16 protein-coding genes are annotated in these 14,853 nt (G+C 73.0%); 13 read left to right on the forward strand and 3 right to left on the reverse strand.

Features of this window, described 5'->3' with window-relative positions; all coding sequences use genetic code 11:
- Positions 1-59 precede the first annotated feature (59 nt).
- The 7 genes from ACFSE6_RS03250 (at position 60) to ACFSE6_RS03280 (ending at position 7,468) form a co-directional block, all read left to right on the forward strand.
- Positions 60-1,256, forward strand: a complete 1,197-nt coding sequence (locus tag ACFSE6_RS03250) for an N-acetylglucosamine-6-phosphate deacetylase (protein WP_388002257.1) — start codon at positions 60-62, stop codon at positions 1,254-1,256.
- Positions 1,253-2,689, forward strand: a complete 1,437-nt coding sequence (locus ACFSE6_RS03255) for a GH1 family beta-glucosidase (protein WP_388002258.1) — start codon at positions 1,253-1,255, stop codon at positions 2,687-2,689. The genes ACFSE6_RS03250 and ACFSE6_RS03255 overlap by 4 nt, the downstream gene beginning before the upstream one ends.
- A gap of 1 nt (position 2,690) precedes the next feature.
- Entirely contained in the window at positions 2,691-2,990 is a 300-nt protein-coding gene (locus tag ACFSE6_RS03260; RefSeq protein WP_388002259.1) for a hypothetical protein, read from the forward strand.
- Positions 2,991-3,122: 132 nt separating this feature from the next.
- Positions 3,123-4,487, forward strand: coding sequence for an MFS transporter (locus tag ACFSE6_RS03265; RefSeq protein WP_388002260.1), 1,365 nt, complete (start codon positions 3,123-3,125; stop codon positions 4,485-4,487).
- Positions 4,484-5,329 carry a ChbG/HpnK family deacetylase gene (locus ACFSE6_RS03270; RefSeq protein WP_388002261.1) on the forward strand — a complete coding sequence of 282 codons (846 nt, stop codon included), beginning with the start codon at positions 4,484-4,486 and terminating at the stop codon, positions 5,327-5,329. Before ACFSE6_RS03265 ends, ACFSE6_RS03270 begins: the two co-directional genes overlap by 4 nt.
- The gene (locus tag ACFSE6_RS03275) at positions 5,329-6,549 is read left to right on the forward strand and encodes a CehA/McbA family metallohydrolase (RefSeq protein WP_388002262.1); all 1,221 of its coding nucleotides are present in this window, start codon (positions 5,329-5,331) and stop codon (positions 6,547-6,549) included. The genes ACFSE6_RS03270 and ACFSE6_RS03275 overlap by 1 nt, the downstream gene beginning before the upstream one ends.
- 100 nt (positions 6,550-6,649) lie before the next feature.
- Positions 6,650-7,468 (forward strand): alpha/beta fold hydrolase, encoded by an 819-nt coding sequence (locus ACFSE6_RS03280; protein WP_388002263.1) that lies wholly within the window; start codon positions 6,650-6,652, stop codon positions 7,466-7,468.
- A gap of 30 nt (positions 7,469-7,498) precedes the next feature.
- Here ACFSE6_RS03280 and ACFSE6_RS03285 read toward each other — a convergent pair whose 3' ends face one another.
- Positions 7,499-7,930, reverse strand: a complete 432-nt coding sequence (locus ACFSE6_RS03285; protein WP_388002264.1) for a hypothetical protein — start codon at positions 7,928-7,930, stop codon at positions 7,499-7,501.
- 158 nt (positions 7,931-8,088) lie between these two features.
- Here ACFSE6_RS03285 and ACFSE6_RS03290 point away from each other — a divergent pair, with 158 nt between their 5' ends.
- Both ACFSE6_RS03290 and ACFSE6_RS03295 read left to right on the forward strand, forming a co-directional pair.
- Positions 8,089-8,562: a GNAT family N-acetyltransferase gene (locus ACFSE6_RS03290; RefSeq protein WP_388002265.1), complete on the forward strand. Its 474-nt coding sequence runs from the start codon at positions 8,089-8,091 to the stop codon at positions 8,560-8,562.
- A 60-nt stretch (positions 8,563-8,622) separates the two neighbouring features.
- Entirely contained in the window at positions 8,623-8,781 is a 159-nt protein-coding gene (locus ACFSE6_RS03295; protein ID WP_388002266.1) for a M15 family metallopeptidase domain-containing protein, read from the forward strand.
- A 24-nt stretch (positions 8,782-8,805) separates the two neighbouring features.
- On the opposite strand, the gene ACFSE6_RS03300 is transcribed toward ACFSE6_RS03295, so the two are convergent.
- On the reverse strand, positions 8,806-10,068 hold the full coding sequence (locus ACFSE6_RS03300) for a hypothetical protein (RefSeq protein ID WP_388002267.1): 1,263 nt from the start codon (positions 10,066-10,068) through the stop codon (positions 8,806-8,808).
- Between the two features lie 250 nt (positions 10,069-10,318).
- Between ACFSE6_RS03300 and ACFSE6_RS03305 the strand changes: the two genes are divergently transcribed.
- The 3 genes from ACFSE6_RS03305 (at position 10,319) to ACFSE6_RS03315 (ending at position 13,595) form a co-directional block, all read left to right on the forward strand.
- Complete coding sequence (locus tag ACFSE6_RS03305; protein WP_388002268.1) at positions 10,319-11,563, forward strand: hypothetical protein; 1,245 nt, start codon at positions 10,319-10,321, stop codon at positions 11,561-11,563.
- Complete coding sequence (locus ACFSE6_RS03310) at positions 11,560-12,561, forward strand: DUF8094 domain-containing protein (protein WP_388002269.1); 1,002 nt, start codon at positions 11,560-11,562, stop codon at positions 12,559-12,561. Before ACFSE6_RS03305 ends, ACFSE6_RS03310 begins: the two co-directional genes overlap by 4 nt.
- 80 nt (positions 12,562-12,641) lie before the next feature.
- Complete coding sequence (locus ACFSE6_RS03315) at positions 12,642-13,595, forward strand: tetratricopeptide repeat protein (RefSeq protein WP_388002270.1); 954 nt, start codon at positions 12,642-12,644, stop codon at positions 13,593-13,595.
- Positions 13,596-13,696: 101 nt separating this feature from the next.
- On the opposite strand, the gene ACFSE6_RS03320 is transcribed toward ACFSE6_RS03315, so the two are convergent.
- Positions 13,697-14,302 (reverse strand): hypothetical protein, encoded by a 606-nt coding sequence (locus tag ACFSE6_RS03320; protein WP_388002271.1) that lies wholly within the window; start codon positions 14,300-14,302, stop codon positions 13,697-13,699.
- A gap of 103 nt (positions 14,303-14,405) precedes the next feature.
- Between ACFSE6_RS03320 and ACFSE6_RS03325 the strand changes: the two genes are divergently transcribed.
- Positions 14,406-14,837, forward strand: coding sequence for a MarR family winged helix-turn-helix transcriptional regulator (locus ACFSE6_RS03325; protein WP_388002272.1), 432 nt, complete (start codon positions 14,406-14,408; stop codon positions 14,835-14,837).
- Positions 14,838-14,853: the final 16 nt, after the last annotated feature.

Raw genomic sequence — 14,853 nt, forward strand, 5'->3', positions numbered from 1 at the left:
CGATGCCCGCCATGCGATCCGATTCGGGCCGGGGCCGGCCGACAGTGTTGGATAGCACCATGAACGATGTCGTCCTCCGTGGTCGTGTGGTCACCCCCGATGCGGTGATCGACGACGGCGCCGTCGTCGTCGACGGCACGGAGATCGTCTGGGTGGGCGAGGCGGCGAGGGCCGCCTCGACCCCGTTCGCCGACGCCGTCGCCCTGGCCGAACCCGTGGCCGGCTACGTCCTGCCGGGGCTGGTGGACCTGCACAACCACGGGGGCGGCGGGGCGTCCTTCCCGGACGCCGCCACGCCGGACGAGGTTCTCCGCGGTGTCATGGAGCACCGTCGGCAAGGCACCACCGCGGTGGTGGTCTCGCTCGTCACGGCCGCCCCGGACACGTTGCGCGAGCGCGTGGCCATGCTCGCCGAGCTGGCCGAACGCGGTGAGATCGCCGGGATCCATCTCGAAGGGCCGTTCCTGTCCGCCGCCCGCTGCGGTGCCCAGGACTCCCGCCTGATGATCCCGCCGGACCCGGACCTGACGCGTGAGCTCCTGGAGCTCGGACGCGGGCACGTCGCCAGCATGACCCTCGCCGCCGAGCTCGAGGGCGCCCACGAGGTCGCCGCCGCCCTGGTCACCGGTGGGGCCCTTCCCTCCTGGGGGCACACCGACGCCGATCCGGCCGCGGCCCGGGCCGCCGTCGCCGCCGGGGTGGCGGCCCTCGCCGACGGCACGGGGCGCTCCGAACGGGCGGGCGTGACCCATCTGTTCAACGGGATGAAGCCGTGGCACCACCGCGACCCCGGCTCGGTGGGCGAGTTCCTCGCGGCCGCCGCCCGCCGCGAGGTGGTCGTCGAGCTCATCGGGGACGGTACCCACCTGGCGCCGGAGGTCGTCCGTGAGGTGTACGACCTCCTCGGTCGCCGCGGCGCCGTCCTGGTCACCGACGCGATGGCCGCGACCGGCATGGCCGACGGCGACTACCGGCTCGGCACCCAGGACGTCACGGTCGCCGACGGCGTCGCCCGCCTCGCCGCGGGCGGGTCCATCGCCGGTGGCACGGCGCATCTGCTCGACGTTGTCCGCACCTGTGTCCACGGCGGCATCCCGCTCGTCGACGCCGTCTACATGGCGGCCACCAACCCGGCAGCCGTCCTCGGCAATCCCGTGGTCGGCGCCCTCGAGGTCGGCTACTGGGCCGATCTGCTCATCACCGACGCCGACCTGCACCCGGTCCGCGTCATCCGCCACGGCAAGGAGGTTCGATGACACAGCGCCGATTCCCCGACTCGTTCATCTGGGGGTCCGCGACGGCCGCCTACCAGATCGAGGGGGCGGCCGATGAAGGCGGCCGCGGCCCCTCGATCTGGGACACCTTCTCCCACACCCCCGGCAGGACCCGGAACGGAGAGACGGGCGACGTCGCTGCGGACCATTACCACCGGTGGCGCGAGGACCTGGCGCTCATGAAGGACCTGGGACTCCAGGCGTACCGGCTCTCGATCTCTTGGCCGCGCGTCCAACCCGGCGGCAGCGGCGACCTCAACCCCGAGGGTGTCGCGTTCTACCGCGACCTCCTCGACGCGCTCGCCGAGGCGGGCATCGACGCCGTCGTCACCCTCTACCACTGGGACCTGCCGCAGGAACTGCAGGACGCCGGCGGCTGGGTGAACCGGCAGACGGCGTACGCCTTCGCCGAGTACGCCCGCCACATGGCCCGGGAACTCGGTGACCGGGTCAAGGTCTGGACCACGCTCAACGAGCCGTGGTGCTCCGCGTACCTCGGTTACGCCAGCGGCGTCCACGCCCCGGGCCACACCGACCCCGCGGAGGCCCTCACCGCGGCGCATCACCTCAACCTCGCCCACGGTCTGGCCGCGACGGCGATCCGTGAGGAGCTCGGGGACCAGGCCCAGATCTCGATCACCCTCAACCTGCACGTGACGCGACCGGGTGACCCGGAACGTGCCGCGGACCTGGAAGCCGCCCATCGGGTGGACCTGATCGGCAACCACATCTTCCTCGGCCCGCTGCTGGACGGGACCTACCCGACCGAGCTGCGGGAGCTCACCCGGCACCTGACGGACTGGTCGTTCGTCCACGAGGGCGACCTGAACCTCATCCGGCAACGGCTCGACGTCCTGGGCGTGAACTACTACTCGACCAACTACGTGCGCCAGCTCCCCCCCGGCGAGCAGCCCAGCGGGGACTCGGGCGGGCACGGGGCAGGGGCCGCCAGCCCCTGGGTGGCTCTCGACGACGTCGAGTTCCTCCCGCCGGAAGGCAAGCAGACGGCCATGGGATGGAACATCGAGCCGGACGGCCTCTACGAGCTGCTGACCGCCCTGGCCGGTGCCTACGACGGCCTGCCGCTCATGGTCACCGAGAACGGTGCCGCGTTCGAGGACATCGTCTCCGACGACGGCGCCGTTCACGATCCCGACCGGATCGACTACATCGCCCGGCACCTGGACGCCGTCGCCCGCGCCATCGAGGACGGCGCGGACGTACGTGGGTACTTCGTGTGGTCACTCATGGACAACTTCGAGTGGGCGCGCGGCTACTCCAAGCGCTTCGGTATCGTTCGGATCGACTACGACACGCTCGAGCGCATCCCCAAGGACTCCTCCCGCTGGTACGCCGAGGTCATCCGCGCCAACGCCGTCGATGCCGCGGCAGTCTCCGGGGCGACCGGGGCCTGACGTGCCCTCCTCGCGTCGCTCCCGTCGCCGTCCCTACGGCCAGGGACACGTCCCCCTGGACGAGGGGCGGCTGCGGGGGATGTCCCGGACCGAACGTGGCCCGGGCGGTGAGGACTACACGGTCCGCGAGGTGCGGGGTTCGGACAAGTCCTACCGCTGCCCGGGGTGCGACCAGATCATCACGCCCGGGCTCGGACACGTCGTCGCCTGGCCGAACGAGCACCTCCTCGGGGCCGGCGTGGACGAGCGACGCCATTGGCACACCTCCTGCTGGCGGGCCGGCCGCCGTCCGGCGCGGTAGACGCCGCGGGGCGGACCGGCCCGCCAGGAGCCTGCGCACCGGGGAGGCCAACCCGGCCCGCGGACCGGTCCCGCGCCCGTACTGTGAGCACGACGGCCGCGCAGCGTCCGGCCCCGTGACCCAGGAGGTGGCGTGACCCGCCCTGTCCGGACCACCGACGCCGACGTGCCACGGCGGGCGAACGGCACACCGCCTTGGCGGTACGCCGTCGGCATGTTCGGCACCTCGATCCCGATCAACCTCGCCAAGGGGTCGGTGATCCTGTACTACGTCGACATCCTGGGCATGGACGTGCGGGCGTACGGCATCGTCATGACGGTGTACGCCCTCATCGACGCCGTCGACAACCCCGTCCTCGGTTACCTCTCGGACCGCACCCGCAGCAGGTTCGGCCGGCGCCGCCCCTGGCTTGCCGTCGGCGCACCGCTGCTGGCGGCCAGCATGGTCGCGCTCTTCTCGGTCCCCTCTGGGCTCGAGGGCGTCGGCCTGGTGATGTGGTTCGCCGTGTTCGCCATCCTCACCGAGGCGTTCGACTCCCTCCTCAACGCCAACTACGGCGCCTTGCTGCCCGAGCTGTTCCCGCAGGAGCGGCGCCGCGCCGTCGCCAACGGCCTGCGCCAGGGATTCCAGCTCGTCGCGCTCGTCGTCTCCCTCGCCGTCACCCCGGTGCTGACCACCTCGGTCTTCGGCACCGAGGAGACCACCGAGGGCTTCCGGACGACGGCGATCCTCTACGGCGTGCTCGCGTGCGCCGTCATCCTCCTCATGGCCACCGGGGTGCGGGAGAACCCGGACCACGCGACCGAGCACCGTCCCGCCTTCTTCCGCGGCATCGCCGCCATCCTGCGCAACCCGATGTTCTGGACCGTGGGCCTCGTCGGTGCCTGCTACGGCGTGTCCATGGCCCTGGTGCTCTCCGGCGTCCAGCTCTATGTGCGCTACTCCCTGGGGCTGGACGTCGAGTACGCGTTCTACCTCCAGGGCGTCGTCATCGTCGTCGCGGCCGGCGGGCTGATCGCCTGGACCCGGCTGGTCCGGCACTACGGCGCGCTGCGGATCTGGCGCATCGCCTTCGCGGTCCTCGCCCTGAGCTTTGCGGGGCTGTTCTTCGCCACCGGCCTGGTCCCGGCGCTGATCGCCGGCGCCGCCGTCGGCATCGGCTGGTCCGGCATGCTCGCCACCAACGACCTCGTGGTCGCGCGCGTCCTCGACGCTGACGCCGCCGCCCACGGCGAACATCGCGAGGGGCTCTTCCTCTCCGCCTTCGGCTTCTTCGGGCGCCTCAACGGCGTCGTCACCGGACTGGCGCTCACCTCGCTCGGCCTCTGGTTCGGATACAACTCCGGCGACGACCCGGGCGCGGATCCCGGCCTCGCGTTCCGGATGTACCTGTGCGTGTATCCGTTCGTGCTCACCATGATCGGCGCCGTGGCCGCACGGTTCGTCACTGTCCCCGAGCCGACGGCGGACCGGCCCGAGCCGGAGCCGGCCCGGTGAGACGTCTCGTCATCACCGCAGACGACCTCGGCCGAGATCCGGACACCGACGACGTCGTCCTCGACCTCGTCGCCGACGGTGCCGTCACGAGCGCCACCCTCATCCCGGTGGCCCCGGGATCGGCGGCGACTGCGCGCCGCGCCCGTGCGCTCGGGCTACAACCCCGGTTGCACGCGACCCTGACCAGTGAGCGCGGCCTCCCGCCGTGGCGACCGCTGACCGCGCGCAGTCACAGTGAGCCGGGCGATGCCGGTCCGGTCCTCGACCCGCTGCCGGTCGACCCCCAGGCTGTCGACCCCGCGAATCCGGGGCCGATCCTCACCGAGCTCGACGCTCAGTTGACGTGGTTCGGCGATCAGGGCCTGACGCCGCAGGCCGCGGACGGCCACGGCGGTGTCCTTTACGGTCTCGGCGGTCTCCGCGGCGCTTCGCTGCTTCCGCAGGCGCTCGCCTGGTGCTCCGCGCGTGGGCTCGCCTTCCGCCTGCCTCGGGACCTCGCGCCGCTGGTCGGTCGCCTCACCGGAGCCCTGGCCGGTCTCGAGAACTCCCACGCCAAGGCGGTCGCCCTCGCCGACGAGCTCGGCGTCGGTCTGCCGCGGGCGACCGTCACCAACTCCGCCGACGTGGCACAACTCGGCAGCTACGAGGCGTTGCGCGAGGATCTTCTCGCCCGCCTGGACACCCTGGGAGAGGGAGTGAGCGAAGTGTTCCTGCACCCGTCGAGCGCCGATGCCGTGCCGGAGGCCCCGGTGCGAGCATGGGAGGCACGACTCCTGCGCGACCCACTCTGGCGCCGTGGGCTCGACCGGCTGGGCTTCGACCTCGTCCAGGGGTGGTGGTGATGCCGCGCCAGGTCCGCACGCTGCGGCTCGGTCTCGAGGACCAGTTCGCCGAGGAGATCCGGACTGTTCCGTTCGAGCTCGACGGTGAACGGAGCGTCGAGGTCACGCTCGAGCACGACGACGGCGCGGTGATCGATCTCGGCTGCTCGGGCCCGGCCGGATGGCGCGGCTGGTCCGGCGGTGCCCGCCGCCGCTTCGTCATCGCCGAGGATGCCGCCACCCCCGGGTACGTGCCCGGACCGCTCGAGCCGGGCCAGTGGCACGTGCAGCTCGGCCTGTACCGCGTACCGGTCGAGCCGATCGAGGTCCGGGTGACCGTGGAGGCACCGGCCGCCGGCGGCGTCGAGCCGGAGCCGCCCGGCGAGGTCCGCGACGGTCCGCGCGCCAGCGAGCGCGGCCTGCCCGCACCGCAGGGCCTGACCTGGTTCGCCGGCGACTTCCACGCCCACTCCACCCACTCCGACGGGGAGCAGTCCCTCGGTGAGCTCGCCGCACTTGCGCGGGGCAACGGACTCGACTTCCTCGCGGTCACCGAGCACAACACGGTCTCCCACCACCGGCTGCTTCCCGAGGTCGCCGCCCGGCACGACATCGTCCTCCTGCCCGGCCAGGAGGTCACCACGCCACGTGGCCACGCCAACGCCTTCGGCGACATCGGCTGGATCGACTTCCGTGAGCCGCCCGCGTCCTGGGTCGAGCGGGTCCGCGAGCGCGACGGCATCCTCAGCATCAATCACCCGCTCCAGGACGAATGGTCCTGGCAGCATCCGCTGACCCACCTGCCGGACGCGCTCGAGCTGTGGCACGTCTCCTGGTTCCTGCAGCCGACCTCGACCGCCCCGTGGGCGTTGCTCGCCCGCTGGGCGCGCGACGTCAGCCTGCTCGGCGGCAGCGACTACCACCATCCGCGGCACGGTTACCTCCCCGGGACCCCGGTGACATGGGTCGCCGCGGCGGACCGGAGCCCTGAGGCGATCCTCGACGGTGTCCGCGCCGGCCGCACGGCACTGACCCGGCTGCCCTCGCCCGATGCTCCCGCGCTGGTCCGGGTCGGCGAGGATCTCGTCGCGGTCGCGGCGGATGGCACCGTTCTGACCGATCTCGACGGGCGCTCGCGGCTGCTGCGCGGTGAGCGGACCGTCATCCCTGCCGGTCGCGCCGGTACCGGGCCCTACCGGCTGACCACACCCGCCGGCGAGCTTCTCGCCGTCTCGCCCTGAGCTCTCGCCCGGGAGGTTGCCGTCCTCGGCGACGAGCACGTGAGTGCCGCCGCGTGCGTGGCACTGTGCGGTCGGGCCCCGACCGTGCCATCCTCATGCCATGAGCGCGCGCCTGTCGCTGACCCGACACGGCCCGGCGGAGGGCCTGCCGCTCGTCCTGCTGCACGCGTTCCCGCTCGATTCGCGGATGTGGGACGCCGTCGTCGCGGACCTGACCGGGCGGGACGACCCGGTTCCGGTCGTCACCGTCGACGCGCCCGGCTTCGGTCGGTCCCCTCGTGCGCGGGACCTTGCCCGCCGGCTCGGCTGCCCCGACGCGCCCTCGCTGCGGACCTACGCCGCCGCGGTCGAGGACGTCTTGGCCGCGGAGGGCATCGACCGCGCGGTCGTCGCCGGGCTGTCCATGGGCGGCTACGTCGCCCTGGCCCTGGCGGAACGACACCGTGACCTGCTCGCCGGCATCGGGCTGCTCGACACCAAGGCCACCGCCGACGGCGAGGATGCCCGCGCCACCCGGCTCCGGGTCGCCGACCAGGCCACCGGCCCGCTGGGTGCACGCGCGGTCGCTCCGATGATCGACACCGTCCTGAGCCCGGCGACGCCCGAGAACCAGCCCGATGTGGTCCGCACGGTGCGCGGCTGGCTGGAGGAGGCTCCACCGCACGGCATCGCCTGGGCCCAGCGTGCGATGGCCGGCCGACCTGACCGGGTGGCCGCCCTGTCCGGCCTCGACGTTCCAGGCCTGGTCCTGCGGGGCGCGGACGATGTCAGCAGCAGCCAGGAGGACGCCGAGACGATGGCGGGCGCGCTCCCGGACGCCGAAGTGGTCGTGGTCGACCGCGCCGGACATCTCAGCGCGGTCGAACAGCCGGAGGTCGTCGCCGAGGCGCTGCGCGCGCTGCACGCCCGCTGCGCCTAGGGCTCCCGGCACACGCCGCGACCGCCGCGGCTACGGTCGGCCGGTGAGCCGCTCGCGCCAGCGCGGCTGGATCCGGTCGAGCGCGGCGTCGAGCGCGATGGAGTCGCCATCCTTGCCCGAGGCCCCGATCACCAGCGGCGGGTCCGACGGCGCGATGCGGACACCTCGGATCCGATCCAGCACGGAGACGCCCGCCGTGAGCACGTAGAACTCGCCGTCGGTGGCGACCGCGACGGTGCGGTCCCGACGCAGGTACCAGCCCTCCAGGTCCGTGCGGGCGCTGCCGCGACCGCTGTAGTCCTGGACGCGCAACGTCTCCGGTGGCGGACCGACGTCGCGGGTGGTGGAGACGAAAGCCTCCAGCATGGCGCGAGCGCGCCGGGCTTCGCCACGGCGCTGCTGGTCGAGCAGTTCGGCTTTGGCCGCGGCGTCGGCGCGGCGGCGTTGGGCCCAGTCACTCACCGGAGCACTGTAGGCACACCCGACGGCCGCGCCGGTCTGCGCGCTGTGTCGAGCGCTGCAGGTCCTGCGGTGCGCGGGTGTTCCTCCTGCCGCGCGGAGCAGGAACTGCAGCGCTTGCCGAAAATCGGGCGGCGGTCTGCGGCAGGCATAATCACCGGGTGCCGAACGCCCGAATCCGCCCCGCCACCGTGCTCGATGCCCACGCCGTCGCCGACGTCCACCTGACGTGCTGGCGCGAGACGTTCGGCGACCGCATCCCCGCGGACGTCTACGCCGAGCGCGAGGCGAACGCCCTGGGGGAGTGGCAGGCCGAACTCGCCGAGCCGGCGCGGTCGGCGACGTGGGTGGCCGACCGGGAAGGCACCGTCGTCGGATTCGCCCACGCCGTCGCCACCGGCGCCAAAGAGGTTCGTCCCCTGGAACTGCGCCACCTGTTCGTGCCGGTGGCGGAGCAGGGGCGCAGGACTGGCACACACCTGCTCGAGCTGGCCATCGGGGACGCGCCGTGCCAGCTCTGGGTGGTCGAGGACAACGAGCAGGCGATCGGCTTCTACCGCCGGCACTCCTTCGAGCTCGACGGCGCCGACCGGGAGGGCGTCGGCGGCCTGCCCGAGGTGCGGATGGTGCGGTAGGCCCGGTCGTCGCCGAGACTGCTGCCGCACGCATCGGGCGAGGCGGTGGATATCGGGCCGATGACTGCCACCGATTGGCTCGCGCAGCGTGGGGACGACTACGGCCTGTGCCAGATCTACGGCAACGAGTCGTGCCACGACGAGCTGCGGCCGGAGGCCGTCGAGCGTGGCTGCCCCCGGACCTACCCCGACGCGACCTTCGACCCGAGGCTGTCCTGATGGCCTCGGCGGCCGACCGGCCGGTTAGCGGCGGGCTCCCTCGTCGTCCGCCGCCGGCTCCTCCTCCGCCGGAGGCGCCTCGGCGGCGGTCGCCTCAGCCGCGGCGTCGAGGTCCTCCGGGGCGGCGTCGGTGACCGCCTCCGCGTCCTGCTCGGCCGCCGCGCGGTCCGCGTCGGCCGCCTCGTCCCCGTGGGCCGGCGTGGCCGGTGAGCCGCCGGGTCGGCTGATCGCGGCCGGCTCCTCGACGGCCGGTGGCGCCGGGGGAGTCTCGCCTTCCCGGTTGGCGAGCAGGCTGCGCATGTCTTCCAGGTAGGACGTGATCGACTCGCGCTGCTTGGTCAGCTCGTCCACCTGCTGGGCGGCCGTCGAACGGGCCGTGTCCGCCGCCTGCTCGGCCTCCCGCCGCAGGCGGGTGGCCTCGTTGCGGGCGTCGGAGATCATCCGTGCCGCCTCGGCCTCGGCGTCGTCCCGCCGGGCGCGGGCGGTGCGGTCGGCCTCGGCGAGCATCGTCTCGGTGCGCTCGACCGCCTCGGCCAGCCGGCGCTCCGCCTCGGCCGCGCGCTGCTCCGCGTCCCGGACCACCTCGGCCGTGCGTGCGGTGGCGGCGTCGTGCGCTTCCTTCGCCTCCTGTTCCGCTTTCGTGCGCGTCTCGGCGGCCTCGTTCTCCGTGCGCAGCCGCAGCTCGGTGGTCTCCTTCTCCACCAGCGCGCGGGCGAGGCCGACCTCACGCTCGACGCCTGCACGGCGCTCGGCGACCTCGGTCTCGATGGCGATCCGCAGGCGCTCGGCCTCCCGTTCAGCGGAGGCGACCATCTCCTCCGCGCGCCGGCGGGCGGAGTCCTCGGTGGTCTGCGCCGTCTCGTTCGCGGTGCGGGTGAGCTGGTCTGCCTCCCGGCGCGCGTCGGAGAGCAGGGTGCTCGACTCCTGCTCCGCGCGTTCGGTGAGCGTGCGCGCCGCCTCCTCAGCCTGTGCCACGATGCGCTCGGCGTCGGCGTTGGCGCGCTCGACGACGTCGAAGGCCTGTTCCTCGGCCGAACGCAGGAGCCGTTCCACGCGCGAGCCGAGGCCGGCGTAGCTGGGTCGCTCGTTCTCCTTCAGGTGCGCCTGCGCCTCGCTCAGCTCGGCCGAGACCTTGAGCAGACGCGAGTCGAGGTCACCGACCTTCTTCCGCGCGTCGGCCAGCGCCGACTCGAGGGTGTGGACACGCTGGTCCACCTGGGCGCGGTCGTACCCGCGGAGAACGACCGGGAAGGCCGGACGGTCGTCGTCCGTTGCAGGCTGGTTCATGTCGGGACTCCTGATGCTCGTTCAGACTTCTCAACCGTAGTCGGCGCCGGCCGGGCCGGGAAACGTAGCATCGGGTCAGGACCGACGACGACGCCAGGACGGCGCAACGGCGCGGATGCCGGTATGTTGTGATGCGGGCCACCACGGTGCAGTGAGATGCGGCACCGAGGGTCCCGTTGGCGTCGCGCGGTACGTATTGTGACGAGCTGACGATGCCGCTCCGGGCATCCCGACGGGAGGACACCCTCACGTGACACGACGGATCATCTCCGTCGCGCTGATCGTCCTGGGGCTCGCTGCCGTCCTGGCCGCGATTGCCTCCGCGACCATCTGGCGTCCGACGGACACCGCGACGCTCTCGCTGCCCTCCCGGCCCGACACGCCGGTGGTCATCACCGATCCGGGCGTGCTCGACGCCGTCGACCCCGACGTGACCGTGCGTGCCACCGCGCCGGACGGCGAGCCGGTCACCCTCGCCGTCGGACGCACCGCGGACGTCGAGGCGTGGCTGGCGGACGCTCCGTTCCAGCGGGTCACCGGCCTCGCGTCCTGGGAGGAACTGGAGGTCACCAGCGAGGCCGGTTCGGATGCCGGCCAGGACGATTCCGGTCAGGACGATTCTGGTCAGAACGATTCCGGTCAGGACGGCGCCGACGACGGCGACCAGTCCGTACCCGATCCGTCCGGGTCCGACCTGTGGGTCACCGAAGAGACGGGCACCGGCAACGCAGAGCTCGAGTGGTCCGCCGCCGACGCAGGTGACGGACGCTGGAGTCTGCTCGCCGCGACCGACGGCACCGAGCCCGCCCCGAATCTCACCCTGACGTGGTCCGTCGAACCGCGAACTCCCTGGCTGGTCCCCGGCATCATCGCCGGCGCCGTCCTGATCCTCATCGGCCTCGGGCTGTTGGCGCTGCAGGCCATGACCGGCCGCCGTCAGCGCGAGCGTGCGGCCGCCGTCGCCGCTCGCTCCGACGAGACCGCCGTGCTGACCGCCGTGGACGAGCCGCGTGAGCACGGTCGGCACAGCAACCGTCCCGGCCGCCGGCGCCGCGGACGCCGCGCGGCCGAGGAGGACGCCACCAGCCAGGACCGGACCACAGCGGCGCCGCGCGAACTCGACGACGCCGGCGTGGCCCGGGGGGCCGGCATCGTGCCCGCCTCCGCCACTGCGAGTGAGCACCGCGCCCAGCGTGAGCCCGAGCCGGCCGCAGCCGCCGACGCCGGCGCGCCCGAGAGCGAGCAGGACACCGCCACGACCAGCCCGGTCGACGACACCGTCCGCACCGACGAGTCCGCCGCGACCGGCTCGCTCCCGGAGAGCGAGGTCGCTCCTGTCCCCGACGAGACCACCAGCGCGTCCGGGTGGCGCGCGCTCTGGGGCTTCGGTGGCTCGGCCGCCGCGGGCCGGGGCGACGGCGAGGCCGGCAGCGGGCAGGACACCGACGGCGGCGCCGTCGACCGGGACACGGACGAGGGAAAGGGGCAGCGATGAAGGCACGCAAGGCCGTCGCCGGCCTCTCCCTCGCCCTGACGTCGGGCCTGCTGTCCGCCTGCGCCGACGAGGTCCCGCAGCCACAACCGGCACCAGAACCCGAGACGCCACCGGCCGCGCTCGACGATCAACGCCTGGGTCGCATCCTCGACGAGATCGGCCAATCGGTCGCCCGTGCCGACGAGGCGGGCGATGCCGGCGAGCTCGGCCGCCGCGTCATCGGCCCGGCCCAGGAGACCCGCGAGGCGGAATATGCGGTCGCCGAGGCGACCGACGGTGAGACCGGACCGAGTACGCTGATCACCGATCCGCAGGTCAGCGCCGTCGCCGCGAGCGAGGACTGGCCGCGCCCGGCCATGGTCGTCACCGAGGTGCCCGACGGCGAGAACCTGCCGCTGCTGCTCGGCCTCACGCAGACGAGCCCCCGCACTCCGTACGCACTGTGGGGCTGGGTGACCCTCTTCCCGGGCATCGAGGTGCCGCAGATGGCGCGCACCGAGGCAGGCTCACCCGTGGTCGCTCCGGACGCCGGCGGACTGGCCGTGGCGCCCGAGAACGTCGCGGACCAGTACGCCCAGGTGCTGGCCGACCCGGACAGTGACCGGGCCGAACAGTTCGCCGACGACCCGAACGCCCAGGCCTGGCAGGAGACGGTCAGCGCGCTGGAGGAGGACATCGGTGAGTTCGGTGAGGTGAGCACGGACGCTGCCGGCACGGACACCGATCCGCTGGCCCTGGCGACCGCGGACGGTGGCGCCATCGTGTTGACCGAGATGCGCTGGGAGCTGACCGTCTCCAAGACGGTCGAGGACGCCGGCCTGACGGTCGGCTGGCCGTTCGACGTCCTCCTCGACGACCCGGAGGTGGACGGCAGCGTCACCGCGACGTTCGAGCGGACCGTCGCGTTCTCGGTGCCCTCGGCCGACGCCGAGGACTCCACGGTCCGCCCTCTCGGTGTGACCGAGGTCCTCGTCGACGCCAGCCGCGACGACGGATAGCCACCGGCCCGCACGCCTGCCGGTCGGCGTAAGGTTTCCCCAGGCACATCAACCTACGACGACAAGGGAACACGCGCAGGATGAGCCAGCCCACGCCCGGAATGAACCTCTACGGCGCCGTCGACCTCTCGGCGCTCGCCCAGCGACCGCAGAACGGCGGCCAGCCGGGGCAAGCCGGTCAGACCGGTCAGTCCGCCGGCGGCTCCGACGAACTCGTCGTCTCCGTGACCGAGGCGACCTTCGGTGACGTCGTCCAGCGCTCGACCCAGGTTCCGGTGCTGGTCAACCTGACCTCCTCGCGCTCGGACGCCTCGGCGCAGCTGACGGCCGTGCTGGAGAAGCTGACCCGTGAGTACGCCGGCAAGTTCCAGCTCGCCAACGTCGACGCCGACACCAACCCCCAGATCGCGCAGGCCTTCCAGGTCCAGGCCGTGCCCACCGTGGTCGCCCTGCTCGGCGGCCGCCCGGCCCCGCTGTTCCAGGGCACCTACCCCGAGGATCAGCTCCGGCAGGTCCTGGACGAGGTGCTCAAGCTGGCGCAGCAGGCCGGCGTCACCGGCACCCTCCAGCCGGCCGAGGACGGCGACGAGGAGACGGCCGAGCCACCGGAGCAGCCGCTGCCTCCGCTGCACGCCGAGGCGGTCGCCGCGATCGAGCGCGGCGACCTCGCGGCTGCGGAGGACGCCTACACCCGTGCCCTCAAGGAGAACCCGGGTGACAGTGAGGCGCACGCCGCCCTGCTGCAGGTCCAGCTCCTGCGCCGGGTGGACAGCAGCGACCAGGCACGGGTGCTCGCCGCGGCCGAGTCCGCCGCCCCCGGCGACGTCGACGCTCAGCTCGCGGCAGCCGACGTCGAGGCCACCATGAACCGGTTCGGTGACGCGTTCCGCCGGCTCCTCGCCGTCGTCCGCGCCACCGGTGGGGACGAGCGGGAGCAGGCCCGGGCACGACTGGTCGAGCTGTTCGAGATCGCAGGCCCGTCCCACCCCGACGTCGGACCGGCCCGCCGCGAGCTCGCCAGCGCGCTCTACTGACGCGCCGGTCCGGGACGCGGCACGGACCAGCCCTCACCAGGCCCGCGCAGACCGGTCGGCTGGCCGTTCATCGGCGGCTCCGGTGGGCGGCCGCGACGACCTCAGGCCGCGCGACCGGTGAGCTGGAGCGCACTGCGGAACGCCTCGCCGTCCAGGACCGCTGAGCCGGGTCCCGGCGCCGGGTCGGCGTTTGCGCCGTCCGGTCCGTGCTCACGGTCGGTGGAGGTCAGGGCACGCAGCACCACCCATGCCACCGGCGTCGTCGGCTGGTACGGCAGGCGCAGCGTCTGCGCGACGTCCCACGTGTGGAGCACGATGCCGGCGACCGCGTGGCCGTGGTGGCGCGCCAGGTGGAGCGCCTGCGCCGAGCCGGGCTCCCGTCCCGTGCGCGCTTGTCCCTCCGCGAACGCATGCTCCAACCGGCGCCCCACTCGCCGGTAGGCCGACTCCACGCCGGTGCCGTCCGGGTTCAGTGACGCCTCGAGTTCCGCTGTCGTCGCCGGCACGCCGGGCTCTGAGGGCTGCATGCCGGCATCGGACACGGTGGCGGCCGTGCGGACGTGGTCGTGCATGAGGTCCAGGGTCAGCGCCCCGAGGGGGCGGCCGTGCGGCTCGACGAGACGGCGTAGCTCGGCCAGGGTGACCTCGGACAGGTACGCCGCGAGTTCTTCGGTGGTGTCGTGCAGGATGGCGAGGTCGGTGTCCATGTCTGGGTGCTCGCTTTCGGGTTGTCCGGGCGTGGTCGGGTAGATCATCTACCACGGTAGATGAAAATGTTCTACGACGGTAGAGGGTATGGAGGAGATGTCGATGCCCACGAGCGAGGTGGGGGCCGGTGAGGCCGACCTGGGTGCGCTGCTGGCGCGACTGCTGCCGCGGCTAGCCGCCGCGGAGGAGCCGATCCTCGCCGTGGCGGGCCTGTCGATGTGGGAGTACGCCATCATGTCCGAGCTCGCCTCGGGTGCCGTCGTCTCCCAGACCGACCTCTCGCGCCGGACCGGACGGGACCCCACGCGGCTGGGCCGTCACCTGGACGACCTTCGCGAGCGCGGCCTCGTGGCGCGCGAGCAGGCGAGTGACCGGCGTCGCCGCAGCGTGCGGCTGACCGCCGAGGGCGAGCGGCTCTACGGCGAGGTCAAAGCCCAGGTCAGGTCCGCCGAGGACGAGCTTCTGCACGCGCGGCTCACCGCGAGCGAGGCGGCACGGCTGCGGCAGCTGTTGGCCCGTCTCACCGAGGAGTAGGGGACGACGTCGGTCA

This window comes from Georgenia deserti, assembly GCF_042680605.1.
In the GTDB taxonomy this organism is placed as follows: domain Bacteria; phylum Actinomycetota; class Actinomycetes; order Actinomycetales; family Actinomycetaceae; genus Allobogoriella; species Allobogoriella deserti.